Annotated in this window: 23 protein-coding genes and 1 pseudogene; 14 read left to right on the top strand and 10 right to left on the bottom strand. The window is 47.7% G+C overall.

The window, feature by feature from the left end:
• From H6G07_RS25585 to H6G07_RS25565, 5 genes are all read left to right on the top strand, one after another.
• On the top strand, window positions 1-389 hold a 389-nt coding region (locus tag H6G07_RS25585; RefSeq protein ID WP_199312451.1), incomplete at its 5' end, for a trehalose-phosphatase.
• A gap of 27 nt (window positions 390-416) precedes the next feature.
• The gene (locus H6G07_RS25580; RefSeq protein ID WP_139297218.1) at window positions 417-1,304 is read left to right on the top strand and encodes a hypothetical protein; all 888 of its coding nucleotides are present in this window, start codon (window positions 417-419) and stop codon (window positions 1,302-1,304) included.
• A gap of 140 nt (window positions 1,305-1,444) precedes the next feature.
• A complete protein-coding gene (locus H6G07_RS25575; protein WP_139297217.1) occupies window positions 1,445-2,368 on the top strand; it encodes a HEPN domain-containing protein in 924 nt (307 codons plus the stop codon).
• A 754-nt stretch (window positions 2,369-3,122) separates the two neighbouring features.
• Complete coding sequence (locus tag H6G07_RS25570) at window positions 3,123-3,662, top strand: tyrosine-type recombinase/integrase (protein WP_073611150.1); 540 nt, start codon at window positions 3,123-3,125, stop codon at window positions 3,660-3,662.
• Between the two features lie 1,037 nt (window positions 3,663-4,699).
• Window positions 4,700-5,638 (top strand): LexA family protein, encoded by a 939-nt coding sequence (locus H6G07_RS25565; protein ID WP_073611149.1) that lies wholly within the window; start codon window positions 4,700-4,702, stop codon window positions 5,636-5,638.
• A 28-nt stretch (window positions 5,639-5,666) separates the two neighbouring features.
• Here the strand turns inward: H6G07_RS25565 and H6G07_RS26140 are convergent, their stop codons facing one another.
• Complete coding sequence (locus H6G07_RS26140) at window positions 5,667-5,924, bottom strand: 3'-5' exonuclease (protein ID WP_073611148.1); 258 nt, start codon at window positions 5,922-5,924, stop codon at window positions 5,667-5,669.
• Between the two features lie 292 nt (window positions 5,925-6,216).
• Here H6G07_RS26140 and H6G07_RS25555 point away from each other — a divergent pair, with 292 nt between their 5' ends.
• Window positions 6,217-6,627 (top strand): hypothetical protein, encoded by a 411-nt coding sequence (locus H6G07_RS25555; RefSeq protein WP_073611147.1) that lies wholly within the window; start codon window positions 6,217-6,219, stop codon window positions 6,625-6,627.
• An 11-nt stretch (window positions 6,628-6,638) separates the two neighbouring features.
• On the opposite strand, the gene H6G07_RS25550 is transcribed toward H6G07_RS25555, so the two are convergent.
• Entirely contained in the window at window positions 6,639-7,217 is a 579-nt protein-coding gene (locus tag H6G07_RS25550) for a hypothetical protein (protein WP_073611146.1), read from the bottom strand.
• The gene (locus H6G07_RS27230) at window positions 7,214-7,609 is read right to left on the bottom strand and encodes a transposase (protein WP_073611145.1); all 396 of its coding nucleotides are present in this window, start codon (window positions 7,607-7,609) and stop codon (window positions 7,214-7,216) included. Before H6G07_RS27230 ends, H6G07_RS25550 begins: the two co-directional genes overlap by 4 nt.
• 67 nt (window positions 7,610-7,676) lie before the next feature.
• On the opposite strand from H6G07_RS27230, the gene H6G07_RS25540 reads away from it, so the two are divergent.
• Window positions 7,677-7,832 (top strand): hypothetical protein, encoded by a 156-nt coding sequence (locus H6G07_RS25540; protein ID WP_171973114.1) that lies wholly within the window; start codon window positions 7,677-7,679, stop codon window positions 7,830-7,832.
• Window positions 7,833-8,406: 574 nt separating this feature from the next.
• Here H6G07_RS25540 and H6G07_RS25535 read toward each other — a convergent pair.
• Both H6G07_RS25535 and H6G07_RS25530 read right to left on the bottom strand, forming a co-directional pair.
• Window positions 8,407-8,745, bottom strand: coding sequence for a 3'-5' exonuclease (locus H6G07_RS25535; protein ID WP_084173689.1), 339 nt, complete (start codon window positions 8,743-8,745; stop codon window positions 8,407-8,409).
• Window positions 8,746-9,033: 288 nt separating this feature from the next.
• Window positions 9,034-9,750: pseudogene (locus H6G07_RS25530) on the bottom strand (formylglycine-generating enzyme family protein).
• 769 nt (window positions 9,751-10,519) lie between these two features.
• Here H6G07_RS25530 and H6G07_RS25525 point away from each other — a divergent pair.
• Together H6G07_RS25525 and H6G07_RS25520 are read left to right on the top strand one after the other, a co-directional pair.
• Entirely contained in the window at window positions 10,520-10,756 is a 237-nt protein-coding gene (locus H6G07_RS25525; RefSeq protein ID WP_073611179.1) for a helix-turn-helix domain-containing protein, read from the top strand.
• A 12-nt stretch (window positions 10,757-10,768) separates the two neighbouring features.
• Complete coding sequence (locus tag H6G07_RS25520) at window positions 10,769-11,053, top strand: hypothetical protein (protein ID WP_073611178.1); 285 nt, start codon at window positions 10,769-10,771, stop codon at window positions 11,051-11,053.
• A gap of 1,223 nt (window positions 11,054-12,276) precedes the next feature.
• Here H6G07_RS25520 and H6G07_RS27225 read toward each other — a convergent pair.
• On the bottom strand, window positions 12,277-12,681 hold the full coding sequence (locus H6G07_RS27225) for a PadR family transcriptional regulator (protein WP_084173703.1): 405 nt from the start codon (window positions 12,679-12,681) through the stop codon (window positions 12,277-12,279).
• Window positions 12,682-13,095: 414 nt separating this feature from the next.
• Window positions 13,096-13,542: a tyrosine-type recombinase/integrase gene (locus H6G07_RS25510; protein ID WP_073611177.1), complete on the bottom strand. Its 447-nt coding sequence runs from the start codon at window positions 13,540-13,542 to the stop codon at window positions 13,096-13,098.
• Window positions 13,543-13,717: 175 nt separating this feature from the next.
• Between H6G07_RS25510 and H6G07_RS27220 the strand changes: the two genes are divergently transcribed.
• Window positions 13,718-13,951, top strand: a complete 234-nt coding sequence (locus H6G07_RS27220) for a DUF4160 domain-containing protein (protein WP_073611176.1) — start codon at window positions 13,718-13,720, stop codon at window positions 13,949-13,951.
• On the top strand, window positions 13,944-14,420 hold the full coding sequence (locus H6G07_RS25500; protein WP_084173701.1) for a DUF2442 domain-containing protein: 477 nt from the start codon (window positions 13,944-13,946) through the stop codon (window positions 14,418-14,420). The genes H6G07_RS27220 and H6G07_RS25500 overlap by 8 nt, the downstream gene beginning before the upstream one ends.
• Window positions 14,421-14,468: 48 nt before the next feature.
• Here the strand turns inward: H6G07_RS25500 and H6G07_RS25495 are convergent, their stop codons facing one another.
• Together H6G07_RS25495 and H6G07_RS25490 are read right to left on the bottom strand one after the other, a co-directional pair.
• Window positions 14,469-15,494, bottom strand: a complete 1,026-nt coding sequence (locus H6G07_RS25495; RefSeq protein WP_073611175.1) for a pentapeptide repeat-containing protein — start codon at window positions 15,492-15,494, stop codon at window positions 14,469-14,471.
• A 150-nt stretch (window positions 15,495-15,644) separates the two neighbouring features.
• Entirely contained in the window at window positions 15,645-16,205 is a 561-nt protein-coding gene (locus H6G07_RS25490; protein WP_073611174.1) for a tyrosine-type recombinase/integrase, read from the bottom strand.
• A 335-nt stretch (window positions 16,206-16,540) separates the two neighbouring features.
• On the opposite strand from H6G07_RS25490, the gene H6G07_RS25485 reads away from it, so the two are divergent.
• From H6G07_RS25485 to H6G07_RS25475, 3 genes are all read left to right on the top strand, one after another.
• Window positions 16,541-17,140: a ParA family protein gene (locus H6G07_RS25485; RefSeq protein WP_073611173.1), complete on the top strand. Its 600-nt coding sequence runs from the start codon at window positions 16,541-16,543 to the stop codon at window positions 17,138-17,140.
• Entirely contained in the window at window positions 17,137-17,451 is a 315-nt protein-coding gene (locus H6G07_RS25480; RefSeq protein WP_084173699.1) for a plasmid partition protein ParG, read from the top strand. Before H6G07_RS25485 ends, H6G07_RS25480 begins: the two co-directional genes overlap by 4 nt.
• Before the next feature lie 737 nt (window positions 17,452-18,188).
• Entirely contained in the window at window positions 18,189-19,259 is a 1,071-nt protein-coding gene (locus H6G07_RS25475; RefSeq protein ID WP_073611172.1) for a PDDEXK nuclease domain-containing protein, read from the top strand.
• 115 nt (window positions 19,260-19,374) lie between these two features.
• Here H6G07_RS25475 and H6G07_RS25470 read toward each other — a convergent pair whose 3' ends face one another.
• Window positions 19,375-21,021, bottom strand: coding sequence for a hypothetical protein (locus tag H6G07_RS25470; RefSeq protein WP_073611171.1), 1,647 nt, complete (start codon window positions 21,019-21,021; stop codon window positions 19,375-19,377).
• Window positions 21,022-21,385: the final 364 nt, after the last annotated feature.

Raw genomic sequence — 21,385 nt, 5'->3', positions numbered from 1 at the left:
GCTTAGCTATTCATTGGCGAGGAAAAGATACTGAAACTATCAACTTTATACAAAGCCAAGTAAGACGAGTATGGGAGAACCTAGAAAGCATAGAGAATCTCGAACTCCATGATTTTGATGGAGGACTTGAGTTGCGTGTAACTGGTAAAGACAAAGGGACAGCAGTAGAATCAATCATCTCTAATTTAGATTCAAGGGAGACGCCTATGATTGCTTATCTTGGAGATGATAATACTGATGAAGATGCTTTTAAGTTCTTGAAAGATAAAGGATTAAGTGTTTTGGTTCGCGAGCATCTACGTCCAACGAATGCTGATTTATGGATAAAACCACCTGAGGAGCTGCTTCAATTTTTGGGAAAATGGAAGATGGCTTGTTTAGACAAATAACTCTAATTATCAAGGACTTGTTATTGTATGAGAGATTTTCTGCTCAATGTAGCAGCTGAATTAACAGCAACACTATTTTTTACCCTAATAATCGCTGCATTAAGCTATATTATCTATGTGTATCTTTATTTAAGAAACAGAAAATATGCTTTACGCTTTTTTGGTATTGATAATGTAAAGCCAACAATTTGTATATATGTTTCGACATTAAATATAAAGCCAGGAGGAACGACGGGAATTGAGCCTGTTAAGGAAGGCTACAGAGGGGCTGCAATTACGAAGCTAGAATATGACGGTGCACTAACAATTCAACGTGAGTTGAGAGCCAAACCATTAGCACTACTTCCAAGAAGTTTGCAAGAATGGCTAGGTCAAGAAAGTATTGAACTAAGAACACTTGATGTGCCAGTCAAACTAAGTCCCCCTAAGCTTAGCAATAGAGATTCAGTGTTCGATGATAACCTAATAGTACTAGGAACTGGTGTCTACAATAGTTTGGCACATTATTATCTAGGAGAATATTTCGAAAAGCATTCTGATTCCTATCCTTGGTATTTTTATCACGCAAAAGACAAACTGGAAAACCGTATCATAGGTATTCGTCGTAAAGATTTTGAGGATTCACCTGTAGTTCCAGGTCGTAGTAGCCGTGTAGAACCTGCTTTTATTCAGCGGATTTACGATATAGATTGTAAAACTACTGTATTTATTTGTTCAGGTCTTGGTTCTAGTGCTACGTATGGTAGTGCTCGTTATTTATCTGAACACTGGAGAGATTTGCAAAGGAAATTTGGGAACGAAGAGTTTGGAGTAATGCTCTTATTTTACAATCAAGAACCTGATGGAGAGTTTGTAGGGCAGCCTGAAGTTAGATATGAGGGCTTTCTTAGACGTATTCCGTCTAATTTTGTCTAAGGGGGTGTAATTTAATACGGTTTTAATTGCTGCATAAACAACCCTGGTGCAGCGGATTTGCCCAAACCTCTTGTGGTGGTGCAAAGATCTCAGCAACCGCTAACCAGGAACGTTAGATTTACATTTATCTATTGAATTCTATGAGTAGACGTAAGCCAAGACGTTACCCGTTGCCAAATAGTGAAGGATCAGTAACGGCAACAGAACTACGGCGCTCCAACCACAATATTCAACTGGAAGTAATGCGTACTTGGTTCTATTCAAACTATGAAGATCCGGTGGAAAGTACACCTTACGAATCTGCCGAAGGAGGTTACATCTACATATGGGGAGGACCATACGATCCTGAAGAAGAGATTCAAGATGAGTTTGGTGGACTTATTCCAGACGAGGTCATTGAGGAACTGGTTAGAGAACTACGTGATATTTCCTGGGAATGGACTCGACATCCTGAATACGATGATATCGATGACTATTTTTTCGAGTCGATTGCACAAACGACAGAGCATTATGAATCGTTTAATGAAGCAATCAATAACGTTGAGCATCTACTGACTCCAGACACTATTGATCTCAAAAAGAAGTACCTATTGAGATTACTATATGTCAATGTGATTACCATACTTGAAACTTACCTTTCAGACTTTTTCATTTCTGCTGTCGGTAATGATAAGTCTTTGCTCCGTAGATTCGTTGAGACGACCCCAGAGTTTAAATCTGAAAAGATTTCAGTGAGTGAGGTTTTCAAGGCAGTTGAAGAAATTGAAAAGAAAGCACGCTCTTATCTAACGGATGTTGTTTGGCATCACTTGAGTAAAGTGAAACCTATTTTTAAGGATACGTTAGATATAGAATTTCCAACTAACATGGGAATCCTCTTTAAAGCTGTTCTTGTTCGTCATGATTTGGTGCATCGGAATGGCAAGAAAAAGGATGGAGGCGAACACGACATCTCTGTAGAGACTATCACTGAGCTTATCAAGGAAGCAAAAGAGTTTGTTTCCCATATTGACAAGCAATGGACTGAGAGATTGAAATCTAACAATTGTGGTGCAGCGGATTGACCGAAGCAGCTTGGATGAGATGCCAAGGTTTTGGCAACCGCTGGTTGCAGCCGTTAGACCGCCTGCAACCAGCCTGTTTCTTGAAAATCGACTTTGAATAAGCAGAATGACACTGTTGGGAGGTAGCTGAGGTGACTATCGATCAAGCCGAGTGCTCAATGGCTTCAAACTGCTGAAGGCTTGTTGGTTGAGTAGTTGCCTGCTCGCGCCGCTAGCCAGCCAATACAAGTGAACTAAATGGGTCAAAATCGCAGCTTTGCTACTTTGGGGCCTACAAAAAAGCCCTTGGATCAGTACCGAGGGCTGAAGCGTGGTAGGAGTGTAATTTTTTGAGCGTAGCCCTATCAGGCATCGCTAGTCTATTTTTTGTGTCTTGGCCTGATGACGTCATCCCCCGCCATTAATCGCCCCAGCAGCCCCCTACACCATGACCCCGGCGTGCTCGGGCGGCAGCCTTAGCGTAACTTTCTGTACGATTACTCACTCAACTCCTTAACAGAGAGTGACCGACAGAGGCATCTCATCCTACGCGTGGAGACTAGTATTATCTAATCGACCCTTTGGATCCAAAATTCTAGCGGTTCTTTATTCTCAACAACAGGAGTCCATTCCCAACAAGCCCCACTGTTTTTGTCTCTTTCCGCCCTAAATCGCTGAAACCCTTACTGTTCCGATAAACTAAACTTGCTGAAATATCAAAAAGAGCAAGTCAGGGTTTGTAAGGGTAGTTTGAATCCAATTTTGAGGTGACTCCATGCCGAAGCAAAATCGCCACGACCAGGCGGACATTTGGTCGGCGGATCAGTTCGAGCAGGTGATGGGGGAGTTGAGCCCGACAATGCGATCGCTCTTTTCGATCTGCTACTACACCGGCTGCCGGGTGAGCGAGGCGCGGCAGCTGCGGGCGGAGGATGTGGTGGGGGAGACGCTGGTGCTGCGCAAGGCGACGACGAAGACGAAGCGCACGCGAGCGGTGCCGATTCATCCCAAGCTGAAGGCGGTGCTGGAGGAAGCTGGTTTGCCGAACCGGGGCTATTTGTTTCCAGGACGGAGTGGCGAACAACCGATTACGCGGCAGGCCTGTGATTTGGCGTTGCGGAAGGCGTGCGATCTCCTAGGATTGCGCGGCTACAGCACCCACAGCAATCGGCGCACCTGGGCAACTCGGTTGGATAAGGCGGGGGTGCGGCTGAAAGCGATCCAAGACCTGGGCGGGTGGTCGTCGATGGCGGCGCTTCAGCGATACCTCGATGTGTCGGAGGAGGAGAAGGTGGATGCGATCTCGCAGTTGTAGATTTCAGGATCACTGCAAATCAGAGCTTTAGACGAACCATGGGCAAGGTGCCGATTTAGATTAGGAAAAGACTGTAAGGCTCTAAGCACATTGGTATTTGTACAAAAATCATGTACACTAGTACTAGTCTCGAAAGGCATTTAGCCAAATCCTTGGGACTCTAGTGAGGTCTATGTTCTGTGCCTGCTGTGGTAGGCGAAGGCACAGGATGTGAAAAAAGAGAGGAGTGTATTAGTTACACTCCTCTCTTTTTTTAATGGAATTTAGGTCCTCTCTTATCTATTTAATCCCCCTCTTGCAGAGTACAAGCCAAAGCTTGTACACAAAGGCAACTTTCGTCCTCTCAATTAGGGGAGCTAGCTTATCAAGCATCCTCAACATCAACCATGCCACGAAGGTCTTAACAATATGGGCCAAGATATCGTCCATTCTGCTGTCCTCTTGTCTCTAGTGAGTAAATCCAGCCCGCTCGGAACAAGTGGTAGGGAGGGCTGAACAAAACTAGTACAGATGCACTGAATAAACGATAACATAAACGAGCACGAATGAGTACATGTGAACTATAGACAGCCATGCTGGCAAGCAACGATCTAATTGATAATTGTACGTTTTTCAATAATTGAAAAACGTACAATTATCAATTAGATCGTCTGATACGTAGAGATAGGCTGAGCTTGGCATTTTGTTTTTGACTAGTGAGGCCGTTTGCTTGAGGGGACTGCATGGTATGTGTGTATTAGAAAAAATCTCATTTTTTCCTGCTATGTTGCTCAACGCTGGGCTGAAAAAGAAAAATAAGAAAGGGATTGTTTAGCTCCTTTAATCAATTCATAGAGAATAAAAGATAAATTCTTACAATGAGCGAATGCTTTATATAGTGCCTTTCAGGTTTGGGTATGGATTTTAAAGCACTATATGTAGACAGCTTCGAATGGAAATAGATGTTTAGCTCTATTATGAGATTGCTTTGAAGCACATGCGTACTCTTGCTATTTAATTGACTAATTTTGTATGTTTGATTAATTAGCAAAAATCAAATGTATGGAAAAATGATAGATATTAATGATAAAAAATCGGCGAAAAAAGGTGGTTCTAGACCTAATTCAGGCAATAAAAAGACTGTAGGAGGAAAATATGGAGAGAACTCTTTGGCCAGAAGGATTCCCGAGAGCTTTTGGGTTAAAGTAGAACCCATCTTCGAGGCCTATAAAAGTCATATAAGAGAGCTAAAAAAATATAAAAAATATGAAGATATTCAAGGAATAAAATGCTGGGATTACATGCTTTCGGAAATGGATGTTTTAATAAAAAAAGAAAAATATGAAGAAGAAAAATATGAAGAAGAATTTGGGGAGGCTGCATACTTAGAGTTAGTCCCACAAAGCTTCGGGGATGAATTAAAAAGACTGACAGAAGAATATAAAAGATTGAGAAACAAGAAAACCAGTAAAGAGATTAATGCATTTGGGGATTGGGTAAAACTTAAGCTATCTAATATTTCTGTAGTAAGGCAGTACAAAAAATATTTTATCCCCGTAGCGGCAACCCCGAATAAGACAGCTCTTGAATATTCACATCTGCCTGAAAATAGCTTTGACAGGATTGAATTGGAGCAGGTATTTGGAATAGATCCCAATAACTACTATTTTCTAGATGTTTCCGGAGATTCTATGATTGATGCTGGAATTTCTGATGGTGATTCACTAGTGGTAAAAATGTATGAAGGAAATTCTTTGGATATCAAAAATGGTGAAATTATTGTAGCTTCGGTAAACAATAGCTTGGTTGTAAAAATATTTCACAGAATTAATGAGAGACTAGTCGCTTTGTTCTCTGCTAACTCAAGCGAAAATTACGAAACGATTTACATACCAGGGGGAGAACAGGAAGAGCTCATTATTCAAGGAAGGGTTGTTAAAGTAATTCATACCCAAGAGGTAATGAGTCCAGATGATTATTTTTTTGAACAAAAATAATCCTTTCGGTGTCTGTTTCGATCCACTATTATACTTTCTTCAAAGTAGTCTTTAGGCACTCAGCAAACACCAACCTGCGATCGCAGCTCAACACAAGCACCTCGATCGCTCTGGTCATGGCTACATAGAGCAATCTGGCCTCATCAGGCACCTCGGTATAGCGGTTCGGCAGGTAGCCCACCACCGGGAACTCTAGCCCCTTGCTGGCGTGCATCGTCATCAGCTTGATGCTTTGGGTCGAGGGGTCAAAGTTACGGGTGCTGCTGCGCTGGTTGAGCCAGTCCACGGGCAACCCGGCCTGCTGAAGCTGTTGGAATGCCTTCTCTCTTAGTAGGTCTATTTGCCCCTGAACTGTTAGCTAGGCAGATCTTTGTGAAAAGGCTCGCCTAGCTAACACTTTTGGCCCAACTGGGCCCAGTTACGGTTTCTTGCAACAAACGTCACCCTGTTGCGGATTTAGTTCATATGCACTACTCTAGCCATTGGCAGTATATGTGTACTGTAACAGTTTGCGGTAGGGCGGCCCTTCTCGGGAAGGAATAGCATGCCATCCAGGAATTCCTCTGGAGGATTAAGGCATGTCAAATGATTACGTGGAAGGGCTGCTCCGGTTGTTGGAGCAAGAAAGGAGAAAGATTGTGAGTAGCCAGAAAAACTATAAAAGCCTTGTGCAAGACTTTTACAGAAAGACAGAGCCTTTCGAGGAACATAGACCCGAAACTGAAGAAAGCTTTGCTGAAGAGTTAAGGCTCATTGCTGAAATGATTGCTCACTGTATTGTCATAGGTGACTCTGACGTACTTTACACATATGCAATTGAACCAATTAAAGCAGACCCGACAAGACTTTCGAGCTTTAATAATATTAGTTGGTATCTAGAAGCTTTTAAAGACAAGTACAGAAACTCGCAGTCTGATAGTGAGAAAGTGTACTTATGGTCTGTTATCAATGAGCTAAAAATAATTGCTGTAGGAAGTGCAGCAGCATAGTTTTCTCTATCCTAATTAGGCCCTTTGTAATAACGCTTTGCTGCTTTTCTAGACCATTCGTCTGCTTCCTCAAGAATATTCTCTGCGTCGTTAATGTTTTTGTAAAGCTGCTCAATAGCCTTTTCTAGAGCTATTAGATTGTCTCGATAATCCTTCTTCAGCGACATAACAACGCCTGCTGCTTGCCGCTTGCGTTGAGTAAAACTTCTATCCATTGCATTCAATTCAATGACTTTTTGAGATGCAGAAGAAACATTAGTATCGAATTTAGATTGCTGGACTTTCAAGTATTCAAGTCCTTGCTTAATAGTCTTCCTGGCGATCTTGAGCTTTCCTCTTGTATCCTCTACTTCATCTGTCCTCCTAAATTTCCGTATCAGATCTGAAAAGAGCTTAAGAATTCCGCTTTGAACCACCCATACCATTAGGCCGACTAGGAATAATGAGCCTAAAAGCAATCCGAACTTTCCTAGAGTTAGCTCGCCCTCGTTAAAAACAGCGACAAGCATGTCCATGATTTTATCGCCAATAAGAGGGACAACTATCAATATAGCTCCCCCAATTGTAGAAGCTTGTTTGACTCGATTCATTGATTAGGACTCCTGTTATTTTCTAAGTAAAAGATTGCAAGCTTTTGCAGTAAATCAAGATCTTCTTCAATAGCCTGGTTAATATGATTCTTTATTTTAGAAGCAGAAGTATTTGTAACAGATATTTCTCTGGCTAATCGACGAATAGATATGTTCTTGTCTATGGTCATTACGAGAAACACTGCTTTGAACCACTTGTCTAGCTTTATGTGAGAGCCGTGAAATACCGTATTGACTGTAACGCTGAAAGAAGTATAGCAGTAGTTGCAGTGATAGCGGTTTTCATGGCGTATTGGTGTTGACCGTTGAGCCTGGCAATAAGGGCAAGTCGGAATCCCATTCCATCTGATGTGCTCAAGGTATGCCAAACACGCTTCATGAGTAAATAACATGCGACTGCAACTCAGCCGCCTTTCTCAAATTTCAATAAGAAAATAACATTCACAATGCGATAAGGGTATGGGTCCTGGTGATTGGCCAGCAAATTGGCAAGTAGAGGCACCACAGCAGCAGGCCGCCAATGACACCTGGAGGGTTCTGGCGTGGGTAGTGGTGCTGGGCTTGCTGATCTACATTGGTATCCGGCAGCAGCGCCAGGGGGTTAAGCTGTTTTAGTGATATCTCATAGGCCCGTTATACCTCTGTCTGAGGTTCTCAAACCTGGCTTTGGCGTCCTCATCCAGCATGCCCACAGCTCTTGCCTGTCCTGCTGTGTGAGTTTCGTTAGCCGATTAAACCTAAGAGGGCATTGCAGCTCGACAGCTTTGATGAAGAGCCTTAATCGCTTTAATCTAGATGATCAACCGCGAAAAGGATAAAGCAATCAATATTAGGGATCTAACTCCTAGAATGTTTCTGAGAAGGTCAGAAAATAGCTCTTGTGTACTAATATGGCGGATACTTTATGTGAAATCCTCCATGCTGAGAAGGAAAACGATAATAATTATCTCACTGACTGTGTTTACGCAACTTGTTCAAAGTGTGGCGATGAAACGATAGCTGGGGAGATTCTGAGGCAAGCATTAAGCGATGTTTAGTGCTAATGCGTGAGGAATGCCCTGAAGAAGAAGAGAACTTTAGCGTTGCTGATTCGATGGGTAACGAGGTAGTTCAACTTCTTGAAAGCTTGTCCGAAATTCTGGCAAATTATCTACGGGTTCAGCAATGCCAGAACTTTTACGATGAAGAGTTAGGAAGTAGAAATTACTATTCCCACCTTCCCCAATGCTCCGTCTATGCGCTCAGCAAAAGCCGACCGGCGATCGCAGCTCAACACCAGCACCTCGATCGCCCTGGTCATGGCCACATAGAGCAACCGGGCCTCATCAGCCACATCGTTATAGCGGTTCGGCAGGTAGCCCACCCCAGGGATGAACACCACCGGGAACTCTAGCCCCTTGCTCGCGTGCATCGTCATCAGCTTGATGCTTTGGGTTGAGGGGTCAAAGTTACGGCTGCTGCTGCTTCGGTTGAGCCAGTCTACGGGCAACCCGACCTGCTGGAGCTGCTGGAATGCCTTCTCTCCCATCCAGTTGTCGCGGTAGATGGCCCTAAAGTAGCGAAGCTGCGATTTGGGGCAATTTAGCCCATTTGTATTGTTTGGATAGCTGCACCACAGGCAACCCTTCGACGAAAGAATGCGAGTTTCAGCCTCTTAAAACAACGAAAACAGGCCATGTACTACTCAGTTTTGAAGAAAATTAGTTCAGGACTAGTCCAAGTGGTGTACTACCTGAATTCCCTGCTGCTTGAGGGATTGATCGGTAAGTTGCCCCAAATCGCAGCTTCGCTAGTCTAAGGCCAATAAGGGCAAGGGCTAGCCAGTGGGCCGCTGAAGAGCCCTGGGGGCCGAACACACCACCCGAAAACCGACGTAGTGGAGACGGTTTTCGGGCTCGATGAAGTCGTAGTCGCGGAAAGCCGAGCGGCAAAGCCACGGAAAGAAGTCCCAAGAGCCGCCGCGCAGAACCCGGTGACCTGGAGATCCGCCTTCTATCCAGGCGCTGCCGTCAGGGGGGGCACCGTCGTAGCTGTCATGCCAATGATCTTGACACCATTCCTAGACATTGCCGTGCATGTCATACAGGCCCCAAGCGTTAGGCGGAAATTTCCCGACTGGCGTGGTCTGCTTATAGTGTTCGTTGTGATTCACCTGGGCTTTGGAGATGGTATCGCCAAAGGAATAGGGTGTCATCGTTCCAGCCCGGCAGGCGTACTCCCATTCAGCCTCACTGGGAAGGCGATATTCATACCCGGTGTGTTTCGATAGCCGAGCACAGAATTCAACCGCCTCATACCAGGTCACGCTCTCGACGGGGAGGTTATCGCCTTTGAAGCTAGAAGGTGTGGGCTTAAAGTCTCTCTCCACATCGTCAAGTAACGACACGACGAGCCATTGTGCTTGGGTGACCGGGCACTGGCTCATGTAGAACGCAGGCACGTGAACTTTATGCTGGGGGCCTTCATCGCTGCTTCGATCCTTCTCAGTCGGAGTAGAGCCCATCCAAAAGCGGCCCGCTGGAATATAAATCATGTCGAGGGTAACGCTACCCCCTAAGATCAATGACAGCCTATCCGCAGGTGATAAGGAATCAGACATTCGCTAAACTTTAGTTGCTACTACATTAGTACAGAGAGCGGCTCTAAGGCCTTAAACTGGCGAAGCTGCTATTTCGGCCCAATTACCGCTCAGCCCCTTGTATGACAAGGGATCTAGGTAGTACATCCCTGGACTCATAATGGACTGACTTTCATTGAAAACTGAGTAGTACATGGCCTGTTTTCGTTGTTTTAAGAGGCTGAAACTCGCATTCTTTCGTTGAAGGGTTGCCAGATGGGCAGCTACCCAGTCAATACAAGTGAACTAAATGGGCCGAAATAGCAGCTTCGCTACTTTGGGGCCTACTTGAGCAGATACAGTGAGCGATCGCACCTCTAGCCCTGCTAACCTAGTCTCAGCGGGGGACAAAAGGTTCAACAGCCCTGGTTTCGAGCCTGATTCGACCACTAATCTCTTGCATAGATCCCTCTATTACGAAAGAGAATGGGATCCCTTTATAGACGCAGATCCCTACCACTACCGTAATCACCACCGTTAGAAAATAAGGGAATTTCATCTTTAGCCTCCAAGGGCTTAATTTCGGAGGGAGAGTTCCCACGGCATAATTCCGCTCATGAAGAGCTCAAACCTCCAAATGCTTACATTTATCTATGGAGGCCAATTAGGCTACCCTATATCCTTACCACCTCCCCCCGCCCGATCGGCGTCGTTACACTAAAGCCGTAGACCATACTCCTACCCGATGGATTTTTACGACGCATTCAATAAAACCTTGAAACGCTTCGATCTCAAGGCAGGCGATTTGGCGCGTAAAACAGACTTATCTATACAACGGGTAAGTCAATTCAAAAACGGCTTTAACGTAAGGATAGACACCCTGCAAAAGCTGTTGGAGGTAATGCCTCAAGAAGCCAGGAGGTATATGCTCCTACTGGTAGCCGAAGGAGAGGTCGATTCTCCCCCCAGCACTGGAGGGTAGTTGGGCCTTGCTATGAGATATGAATTCCCACGTCGTAACGTTGTTATAACGCTGGCAGCAACAGACCCGGATGAGTCGGCGGCAATTGAGTACGAGGGTGAGGAAGACGCTGTGTTCTTTTACCAGACGATGACCTCCCGGGCCTACGGCATGTTTGGGCATCCTATCGAGGATGAGGCTACCCCTATGGATCTTCACTTTGTTATGGAGACGTTGTTCAAGGGGCAATACACCCTAGTCGAGGGTCAAGACGTACTCGACAGCTATGAGCCTCTAGATGAGGGGTTAAAGACGTAGGGCTACCGCTGTCCTTAATCCTGTGGCCTACCTGGCATCCCCAGCAGCGCTCAAATGAGCCCTCCCATGGGCAACCCTATCGCCAGCACAGCCACTGCTACGTTTTCCCAATCGCCGTAGCTCTCGCTGGCCGTTGTAAAAGCGTCGATCGCATCCATACCAGCACCCATGCAACCTGTAAAAGAGTACCTAAGACAAAACCCCACTCGGTGCAGCGCTACCGGGGGAGGGGGAATCTTTGTTCATACCGTCATGAGATAGCGATAGCACGGTTATATTGCTTGCATCTCTAAGGACTCATCTGCGGAAATTAGAGACGCTAAATTTAAGAACGATCCGCTATGATGGGTCACCATAACAGCAAAAAAGGGGTCAACAATAACATTAACCAGTACTTGGTAACCCCTATCAATTTTTCGGTTCATTCATATAGTAAGGAAAGACACATATGAGCGCAAGTTGTCCTCATTGCTCCCGACCATTGCAAAGCCTGAATGTTACAGGTATGCAAGCTAAAACGTCATCTGGTGAATCGTGGGACGCAGCAGCTTTTGCCTGCCCACATTGTCAGAAAATTCTTGGGGCCAGCTTTGATGGAGTGCGTCACACAACCTATCTCCTTGCAGAAATAAAAAAATTACTTGGCAAGTAAGTGAACTTAAGCTGTCAAGCTTAGAAAGCTACTCCACATACCGCGCCGTCATCAAGGCTGGGCTATAGACTAACAAACGCGCAATCTTGGCCAGGCTGTAGGCCTGCCTGCTGAGGTTGGTTGCAGAGTTGTGTCTAAAGCTGTGGGTGCTTGGTAATGTGGGTTACGAGGAATTGTCCCAGCACAATCGGTCAATACATTGTCCAGACTACGGCGCACTAGAGTGGCGATAACAGATAGCTGCATCGCCACCCAACGCGAGGGTAGATTGTAATAAACCTGGCGAATTGCCTTTAGTAGGGAAACTACTTATCCTCCTGGCAAGACAATTGACTTTACCCAACGCAGGCAAATATCGACTAGGTCTACAAAGTCCCAGAACAGAATCTCCCGCTTGCTATAACCATACTCAGCGAGCATCTTCTTGCGATCCTGGACTATTCGCCATCGAAGATGCTCGACTTCATCCATTCCCATGACTTGGCATAAGGGATAGGCAATTCGCTTGATTAAGAAAGAAGCAGCTAAAGCTTCACAGAAAATAGCCTCTTCTTCTTCCTCTGTCAGGGGCCTATGGTTGCCAGTCTTGGAGTCGGGCGATGAAATCGTTAGCGAAGTCAACAACTGAATTCCCGGCGTCAGTAAGACTGTAGTATTGGCGGTTCCCGCCTCCGGCAGGAGCATTACCTTCGACAGAGGTAATGTATCCTTTTCCACGCAATCGCTTGAGCATTGAGTAGAGAGTACCGACGGAGATTTTGATGTTTCCGCCACTGCATTCTTCGATAGCTCGTTGGATGTCGAGGCCGTAGACACCTGGGTGCTGTCCATTTCGGATTGCCCAGAGGATAAGCAACTCTGACTGAGGGGGAAGTTCGTAAAAGACGTCTGAACTGGCTCCATTAGTGTCTCCTTTTGGCTTGTAGGATGGGGCTGCTCGCGCAGGGTTAACCACTGGTATTAGGAGGTTTTCCATAGCAGTTCGTCACTCAGAAAGGATTGGTGTGTTGTTCGGTCTACTTTGCAAGAATCCCCAGACCCTACCGTTCGAAGGATCTGGGGAATGTTGAGCACTTGATTGCATGGGTCATAAATTGATTCCTTTTTACTAGGTAGTGGACAAGAAAGCGCTTTTAGAGCGCTTGTACCTATATTACTTGCAATACTAATAAATTGCAATACTGAAATCCTGTCCATAATCACCCCAAACGGATCAAGTAGTAGAAGCCTTGCCATGAAATGGTTTCAAGACTTCACCAGAGATGTGACCAGTCACCGAAGGCTGATCTCTTTTCTCGTTTGCTGGCCTACCAGAGATTGACGAAGATCGATAAAAGCCGAAGTTATTGACCTGTTTGAGGCGAGCTGCAAGAAGTGTTGGGCCTGTTTCTCAATATCCCAGTGCCGCGATCGCCCTCTTCTTCTGCTCAGGGCTCACCTCCAGATACCGCTGCAAGCTGGCCAAGCTCCGGTGACCGCTAATCTCTTGAATCACTCGCAGGGGCACCCCCACATTACTCAAGTTGGTCAGGGCCGTTCGCCTGAAGCTGTGGGTGCTAATCCCCCGTCCCTCCAACCCTGCATAGGCCAGCGCCTGGTCTAGCAGCCAGTCAGCCGACGACCTGGCCAGCTTGCCCTTGGTCGCCTTCGCCGGTAACACCAGCCCCGACCCTTTAATGTCACTGGGCCGCAGGGCGATCGCCTCACTTACTCGCAGCCCGCAGTAGAGCATGATGACGAACAAGGCCTTATCCCTGGGGAAGTCCATTGCCGCAAACAGCGGGGCACTCTCGTCATGGGCAAAGCGGCTGGCCCAGATGAAAAAGTCTCTCTCCATCAGCAAGCTTAGACACCGTCGGGGTAGGGGGGACTAATGAATATTCGGTGGGTGAATTGTCACACAGGTCTGTTTTTGACTAGGTTAGAGCTGTGTGGACCTTGTACATATAGATAGGGGTTAGTAGCTTGACAAACCCAAGCGCTTGGGTTAATCTGTAATCACTGGTGGACAGATGCCTACAATTTGGAGAGAGGACGGCTTTGAGATTAGGGTTAACCCTAACGATCATGAGCCTGCTCATGTGCACGTCTTTAAGTCAGGGGGAGAGCTGAAAGTCCAGATACAAGGGGATGTATCACCTCTCATAAATTGGGGCATGAAAGACAAAGATGCAGCCAAAGCTTGTATTCTTGTGAACAAGTGTAGAAAGCAGTTATTGAAAGCCTGGGAAGATATACATGGCTAGTGCAATTTCCATAAAACGTGAAGATATCGTTGCAAATTCAGTGGAGCATTCCGTGTGTACTCCAGAGCAACTTGCCCGAGCCCGAGCTAATGGTCAGGCTTTCTCAAATACTCATCCTCGTGCTGTGTTAGTCCATTTTGATCCGATAAAAGAAAAGGTTGTTATTGCCTTCAATGACAAAACTGAGTTTGCATTTCCGCCAGACTTAGCCCAGGGTTTAGAAAATGCTAGTCCTGAACAGTTATCTAAAGTAGAAATAACACCATCTGGCCTTGGTCTGCATTGGGAGTCTTTAGACGCCGATTTGAGTATTCCTGACTTAATGAATGGCATCTATGGAACAAAAAAATGGATGCAAGCTTTAGCACAGAAGGGAGGGCAGTCTAAATCTTCTAAAAAAGCCACCGCTGCAAGAGAAAACGGGAAAAAAGGAGGACGCCCCTCTAAAGCGATTGCTGCTCCTAAATAATTTCTCTTGTAATACTTGCAGAGGAGCTAAAGGCCTAGGTGAGTATAACTAGCAGTCTCTATCAGAATCTAAGCTTATATTTTCTGGCAAAACAGTCCTACACAGTTTTGTGTTGGTGAATTGTTCTACGGTCATGCCTTTAGCTCCAACAAAGCTAGTTTCCTGAAGATTAGCTTTGTCTAAGAACGCTCCTTCAAGATCTGCACCATCTAGGTGAGCATTTTGAAGATTTGTGTCTTCTAAACACGCTCCTTTTAGGATAGCTCCTCCTAATCGTGCTCCACAAAGAATAGCTCCTTTTAGATCTGCTCCTTTCAAGTTTGCTCCCCATAAGCGAGATTCACTGAGATTAGTGCCTCTTAGATGTGCACCCTCAAGACGTGTTCCATCTAAACGCACTCTTTTTAGGTAGGCCTTATCTAGGTGTATTCCGCTGAGATTTGATTCACTTAAATCCAGGGGGGGGACATTATAACTTGGCTGATCATCATGCTTATTGCAACGGCCAATGACGGAGAGTGCACTCTGGATATCTTGTTCTAGCTTGATATGTTCACTTCTAGCATCTGAAGGCATTTCTCGGGGTGAGAAACTATCAATAAATGATTGCCTTGACTCTTTTGATAGTCTTGTTTTATTACGTATAAAAGCTGTAAGCACCTCCATGACAACCGGCGCGTCTTCTTTTAGGTCTTTAGCAATACGTTCTAGTGAATAGATACCGCCTAGCCTGATTTCAATTTTTTCATTGGATAACATCTCCACGGATTTGCTAAACCGATCCGTTGCGTTTTTGTCTTCAGCGATTTGAAAGTTACGCCAAGTCAGATAAGCTGTCGCTATAAATCCTAACCCGCTAATTGTCTGAATTACCTTGAGTACATTCTCTCGATTAGCATTCAATAACTCAGCTCGTTCCTTCGGATCTGTTACTCCTGGAGGGACAGTCCATTGCGGTAGCCTCCATAGAACTAATGTTAGAAAGAGTGCTCCTGCAATACCAGAAAGCAAAAACAACCTCTTACTTTTGATGCTTAGCATTTTCGAAATATGTATCCTTAAGCTTTTATACATTTAACCTTACTGATCTTAAAGTAGCGAAACCTAAAAAAGCTAAGACTTTCGTGGCTCTTATTCAGTAGTTCCGGTACCTATACCCGCTACAGCTATGGCTCTAATCCACAGAGAGGATGGAGATACCCAAGCAAACAGAAATAGAGCCACCTACTCCACATACCGGGCCGTCATTGATGCCGAGCTGTGGTCTAGCAGTCTTGCGATCTTGGCCAGGCTGTAGCCCTGTCGGTGCAGGTTGGTGGCAAAGCTACGCCTGAAGCTATGGGTACTGACCCCATCCAGGTCGATCATCGCGCAAGCATCACGCAACACCAGGTCGGCGGCTTGTCGGGTAATGTGGCCACCGCCCTTTGCATTATGTCGGGCTGAGAATAGGTAACCACTCTGGGGCGCATCGTAGGCTGCTAGGAAAGGCCGTAGACCTTCAACCACCATCGCCCGCCGGGGCTTCTTAGTCTTGGTATTCTCGCGGCGGAAGCTGATCCGGTCGGTGCCGATGTCGGCAACATCCAAGGCCAAAACCTCAGAGATTCTGGATCCGGTGAAGTAGGCGATCGCAAAAATAGTCTGCCACTTGCCATCAGGCAGTACATCAAACAACCGGGCTAGATCTTCCTCGGTGAGGTGTCGAGCCTGACCACGCCGATCGACTTTGCGGGCCTCAGGTAATTCGACCGATTGCAGCGTAAATGAGTTGGCAGTGAACATGGCCCTAGCGCTCTCAGTACTCCCCCACCTTACATGCTCTTTTTCTAAAAGAGCATGTAGAGATCAACGTGTCTAGGGGCTTTCTGGGTATTGGGTCATGCGGTGGTTTCACGTCTCACCTGAGACACCGGAAAATCCTTGGTTTTGCGTTGATCAGTCTCAGGACTAGAACAATGAGACGGGAACACTGAGTCATTGTCAGTCTTACATGCATTAACGCAAGATGTTTAGCCGTTTAGATGTCTGAACATTTAAGCATCTAAACTTTCAAGCGTTTAAGCATCCAGACTCCTAAACATTTGGTATGCTCACGACATCATTTAGGAGTTGAGGCAGTGATCATAACCGTCGTCAGCTTTAAGGGTGGAGTGGGCAAGACCACCACCGCCATTCATCTGGGAGGATACCTGCAAAGTCTGGGGGCAACGCTGGTAGTCGATGGCGACAGCAACCGCTCTGCTCTCCAGTGGGCTGGTAGCGATCGCCTCCCCTTTACCGTGGCTGATGAGCAGCGATCACCCAAGCTGCTCATGTCTGGTAAGTTTGAGCATGTTGTTATAGACACAGCCGCTCGGCCATCGTCTGATGAGCTAGCCAGCCTTGCCCAGGGGTGCGACCTACTAATCATTCCATGCAGCCCCGATGCCCTGAGTATGGGGGCTATGCTCCAGATGGTAGATCCACTGCAAGGGCTTAAGGCAGAATATCGGGTATTGCTCACCATCATTCCCCCCAAGCCCAATGCAGCCGGAGCAGAAGCTAGGGCATCTTTGAACGACGCGGGGCTTCCTCTATTCACTGGCGGCATTCGCAGGCTGAACGCTTTTCAGAGGGCTGCACTTGATGGATGCCTAGTGAAGGACGTGAAAGGCGATAGCTACGCGGGTATCGCCTGGAGCTGCTACACCGCGATCGGGAAGGAGATATTACCGTGAGTGATCAGAACCGATTCGCCAACCTGCTTAAAGCAGCCCAGCAGCAGCCCGAAATAGAAACACCTGTCCCCTTTGAACCATTGCCAGATGTCCAAACATCTGAGCATCCAGACACTCAAGCATCTAAACAGCCCGACATCTCGACATCTAAGGCAAAGAGCAGCAGCAGCGACTATAAGCGCACCACCGTTTATCTAACTCAAGAGTTACACCGTCGACTAAAGCGGGCCAGCCTTGACGAGGGAATGGAGATGAGTGACATTGCCGAGTCTGCGATCGCGGCATGGCTCGAAGAGCATTCAGACGTTTAGATGTCTAAATGTTTAGACGCTTGGACATTCAATTCAGAATGAACGGCTTGGCTTTTGTTCGCTGCTTGACTGCTTTGGCGTAATTAGATTCTGGAGTGGCCTGAGAGTGGCGATACCGGAACACTCACCCCTAAACCCTTCAAACATCTGAACGCCTAAACGCTCAGATGTTTGAACTTTCAAGCATTTAGACATCTAAGCGCAAGGGCGGCAGCGACTAGAAGAGGACTACCGTTTGTCTAACACAAGAATTACATCCCAATTGAAAAGGGCCTGACTTGGCGAGGGCATGGAGGTATATGGTGGCCGAAGCTGCGATCACGTCTAAACATCTAGATGCTTAAGCATCTGGATGAATGGTTTTATTTTTTGATCGCTCACTATTTGGTACAGAAAAATAAAACGGTATATCAGGGTTTCAGCCCCTTTCTGCCAGAGGGGTTCAATTGGTACGGAAATTAGAAGTGCTTAGCGTAGGTTTCTGTTCCATTACTACTCCAACCCACAGACAGGGCTTTTCACCACGCAATCTCAAGTATATTTGGGCCTTCGCCGAAGCCTGGCCTGATGAACGATTTGTGCACCAGGCTGGTGCACAAATTCGGGTATTGCACCGATTCGTGTGAAAATGGGCCACATCTCTTGAAGCCCTTGTAGAACAGTGGTTACAAGATTCAGAATTTCTGCGCTGGTCACGTCTCTTTATGGCCGCTGATCCACCAAATGACTGTTGCGCTATGCCCCAACCCCCTGCCCTTTTTCCCGAAGACGAAAATTACTTTGCCCTGATTAATGGCCTAAAGCAACGCATCCGTAGAGCGCAACTCAAGGCTGCCCTGGCTGTCAACCAGGAGCTGATCATGCTTTATTGGCACATAGGCCAAGAGATTGTGGAACGCCAGCTATCGCAGGGTTGGGGCAGCAAGGTCATTGACCGCATCTCCAAAGACCTCCGCCGCGAGTTTCCAGAGATGAAGGGATTCTCTCCTCGAAACCTGCAATATATGAGGGCTTTGGCCGAGGCCTACCCCGATGAGCAAATAGTGCTACAGGTCATAGCACAAATTCCTTGGGGGCATAACCAGTCGCTGCTCAACAAACTCAACAGCCCAGAACAGCGTCTGTGGTATGCCCGCAAAACCGTTGAATTTGGCTGGAGCCGCAACATCCTAGATCTACAGATCGACACCAATCTGTTTACCCGCCAGGGTGGTGCTATTACCAACTTTGAGCGCACCCTGCCACCTGAACAGTCAGACCTGAGCCGCGACCTGCTAAAAAATCCCTACAATTTCGAGTTTTTAGCCCTTGCTGATGAGGTGCAGGAGCGTGACCTGGAGCGGGCTCTGGTAGAGCGCATCCGTGACTTTTTGCTAGAGCTAGGGGTAGGTTTTGCCTTTGTAGGCAGCCAATACCGGCTTGAGGTAGACGGCTACGAGTACTTTATTGACCTACTGTTCTACCACCTGAAGCTACATCGTTACGTGGTCATAGACCTCAAGGTGACGGAGTTTAAGCCGGAGTATGCAGGCAAGATGAATTTCTACATCAGCGCTGTCAACCACCTGCTACGCGACGAGAGGGACGAAGCCACCATTGGCATGATCTTGTGTAAGTCCAAGAAGCGCACCACCGTTGAATTTGCCTTGGACGCAGTGCAGAACCCCATTGGTGTAGCCACCTACAAACTGCGTGAAGAACTGCCGCCAGCCTTACAGGGATGTCTACCCACTGCTGAGCAATTGGAGATGGAACTAGATGCAGCCATTAGGGAAATTGGAGCTGAGCAGGACAACTCGCCTCTGTGACCGCGATAGCCTAACAACGAGTAATCACCTTCTTTCATACTAATTCGGGTCACCCTGAAAAGACTTATGGGTAAGGGTTTGAGGTACCTAGACCCTCTAATTTGCATCACCCTGTTTATCTATCAACTACACGCAGATGATAGAGCAGGAATAAACGCTCATCCTCCGTCAGCTCAGACCAGCGTTTGCCCCCAAATTGGTCAGCAATGAACTGCCCAATCACCGGCGCAGACCACCCCAGGCTCCTAATCTGGTGCTGAATTTGCTCATGCAGGGCTGGGTCGTAGGCCGCAGGCTCTGCCTCCTGTGGAAAAGTTGGCCCATCCCCCCGCACCCCCCTTTCCGGAGAAAAAGAGTTTTGATCCGACCCCAAATCACCGGCGCAAAGCGCCTTACCCTTCATATATCCCCCCAAGGGGTGTAATTCCTTAATTTCTCGGGGTTCTGGCGATTCTGGCCTTGCTTCAGAATTCACCTCTTCAGAGGCTAGAAGGCTTGCTAGCTGGGCTATTACACTCTCTTGGTGGGCAGGGTGCCAGAGGCTGAGGTGCTTGTAGAGGGTCTGCTGGCTGACCTTGGCCGATTGGGCGATCGCCTTGGCTCGGGCCGTAATCTGCTCGGGCAGCTCTCCTGCCTCCTCTAGCTCGGCATAGGCGGTACAGATGCGGTGCTGGGCATCTTCGGCCTGCTGCTGGTTGAAGGGCACCAGGTTGTTTTTGGGCTGGCTAGTGTCGCGGGTGGGGGTGGTGCCCAGGGGCCAGTAGTAGCCTTCTACGGCTCTGGTCCAGGCGGTGACTTTGCGCTCGATGTCGTGCTGGTGACGGCAGTACTGTTCGTAGCCGGGGCAGGTGAGGGCGATGCGCAGGGTGTAGTCAATCAGAGCTTGGCCTTCGTGACCCTCAAAGACGCGGCCGTAGCAGGCGATGGTTTTGAGCAGGTGATTAGTCTGGCCGTAGGCGGTCCAGCCTTCGGTAATCTCAAGGTCGAGGTCGTATCGCCAGCTCTCGACGGGGTGGCTGCGGCGCTTGGGTCGCTTGCGGTGGTTGTCGCGGCCAATTTTCATCGCATGGCGCAGGGCATCCATGTCTTGGTGGCCAGCTGCGCCATCCCAAAGCCAGAAGAAGCGGGCTAGGCTGCTGCCGATGGGGTTGAGGGCATCGTCGAGCAGGCAGGAGCCGCTGCCCGGCTGGAGGGGCAACCGGTGGCCCATGTATTCGATGAAGGTTTGAACACCGTAGGCTTTGACATTGGGGAAGATTTCGAGCTGCCCCGCCTGAAGCCGAAACCCCTGGCTCTGGAGACACTCTTTGAGGGTGACGGCCAGGTTGAAGGTGTTAACCAGCTCCGCAAAGGGGAGGTAGAGGTGCAGGCCACCGCTCCAGCTAGAGCGAATCAGCAGGGTGCGGGTGATGCCTATGGTCTCTAGGGCGGCACGGATCTGGGCGACGCCTTCGGCGGTACAGTAGTCGCCACCGGCATCGAGGTCGAGTAGGGCGTAGCGGGTGTCGTGGGTAAAGCGAACGCCGATCAGCTGGTTGGCGTCTTGCCACTGGTTCCACAGCACCCGAGGCCGCAACGGATAGGTGTTAACGGTTGTCCAAGCGGCTTTGGCGGTGGCGTCATCCGGCAGGTCGGCGCGGATAAAGCTCCAAGGGTAGTGGCCAAAGATTTCACACAGCCGCTGGCCGGTGGGGTCAGCGGGGAGGGGTTCGGAACGAGGAGTCTTACGCAACTCCTCGCCCCATCCTATAGATGCGGTCATGGGGGGCCTCTCTCTCCTAAAAAAGAGCAATGGGTATTGCCCCGAGAGAGATCCGGTGTTACCATAGCCACACAATCAATTTGCGCGCGGCTCGGGAACTGGTCCTCTCGGGCTTTCGCTTTTTAAAGAGCCGGTGGCATTCGCTGCCGGTTCTTTTTGCGTATTAAGGGTCTGGTCAGGACGCTTAACACTGATTCACGCGATCGCTAGGTGGTCAGCCCAGCGGGGCGTCAATCATTGCCGGATCATAGTACAGGTGTCTACACCGGGCAAGCAGACTCTAGGTATTTGATTTCACTGGGGTTTTGGGGTTGGTATCGGCCTCCTAACGTGCAACAAAAGACTGTGGTTACCGCTCAATCAG

Origin of the sequence: Phormidium tenue FACHB-1052 (assembly GCF_014696675.1) — a bacterium.
GTDB classification, from domain to species: Bacteria; Cyanobacteriota; Cyanobacteriia; order Phormidesmidales; family Phormidesmidaceae; genus Nodosilinea; species Nodosilinea tenuis_A.
Note: the sequence above shows the minus strand (reverse complement) of the source record. Positions and strands in the feature narration are given on the sequence as shown.

Coding starts and splice junctions, on each gene's coding strand:
- H6G07_RS27220 (WP_073611176.1), top strand. CDS start 13,718: ATGCCTACAATTTGGAGAGAGGACGGCTTTGAGATTAGGGTTAACCCT.
- H6G07_RS25475 (WP_073611172.1), top strand. CDS start 18,189: ATGCCCCAACCCCCTGCCCTTTTTCCCGAAGACGAAAATTACTTTGCC.
- H6G07_RS25540 (WP_171973114.1), top strand. CDS start 7,677: ATGGGTCCTGGTGATTGGCCAGCAAATTGGCAAGTAGAGGCACCACAG.
- H6G07_RS25570 (WP_073611150.1), top strand. CDS start 3,123: ATGCCGAAGCAAAATCGCCACGACCAGGCGGACATTTGGTCGGCGGAT.
- H6G07_RS25525 (WP_073611179.1), top strand. CDS start 10,520: ATGGATTTTTACGACGCATTCAATAAAACCTTGAAACGCTTCGATCTC.
- H6G07_RS25495 (WP_073611175.1), bottom strand. CDS start 15,494: ATGTATAAAAGCTTAAGGATACATATTTCGAAAATGCTAAGCATCAAA.
- H6G07_RS27225 (WP_084173703.1), bottom strand. CDS start 12,681: ATGGAAAACCTCCTAATACCAGTGGTTAACCCTGCGCGAGCAGCCCCA.
- H6G07_RS25470 (WP_073611171.1), bottom strand. CDS start 21,021: ATGACCGCATCTATAGGATGGGGCGAGGAGTTGCGTAAGACTCCTCGT.
- H6G07_RS25500 (WP_084173701.1), top strand. CDS start 13,944: ATGGCTAGTGCAATTTCCATAAAACGTGAAGATATCGTTGCAAATTCA.
- H6G07_RS25510 (WP_073611177.1), bottom strand. CDS start 13,542: ATGGAGAGAGACTTTTTCATCTGGGCCAGCCGCTTTGCCCATGACGAG.
- H6G07_RS25520 (WP_073611178.1), top strand. CDS start 10,769: ATGAGATATGAATTCCCACGTCGTAACGTTGTTATAACGCTGGCAGCA.
- H6G07_RS25565 (WP_073611149.1), top strand. CDS start 4,700: ATGTATGGAAAAATGATAGATATTAATGATAAAAAATCGGCGAAAAAA.
- H6G07_RS25580 (WP_139297218.1), top strand. CDS start 417: ATGAGAGATTTTCTGCTCAATGTAGCAGCTGAATTAACAGCAACACTA.
- H6G07_RS25555 (WP_073611147.1), top strand. CDS start 6,217: ATGTCAAATGATTACGTGGAAGGGCTGCTCCGGTTGTTGGAGCAAGAA.
- H6G07_RS25490 (WP_073611174.1), bottom strand. CDS start 16,205: ATGTTCACTGCCAACTCATTTACGCTGCAATCGGTCGAATTACCTGAG.
- H6G07_RS25575 (WP_139297217.1), top strand. CDS start 1,445: ATGAGTAGACGTAAGCCAAGACGTTACCCGTTGCCAAATAGTGAAGGA.
- H6G07_RS27230 (WP_073611145.1), bottom strand. CDS start 7,609: ATGTTATTTACTCATGAAGCGTGTTTGGCATACCTTGAGCACATCAGA.
- H6G07_RS25535 (WP_084173689.1), bottom strand. CDS start 8,745: ATGGGAGAGAAGGCATTCCAGCAGCTCCAGCAGGTCGGGTTGCCCGTA.
- H6G07_RS25550 (WP_073611146.1), bottom strand. CDS start 7,217: ATGAATCGAGTCAAACAAGCTTCTACAATTGGGGGAGCTATATTGATA.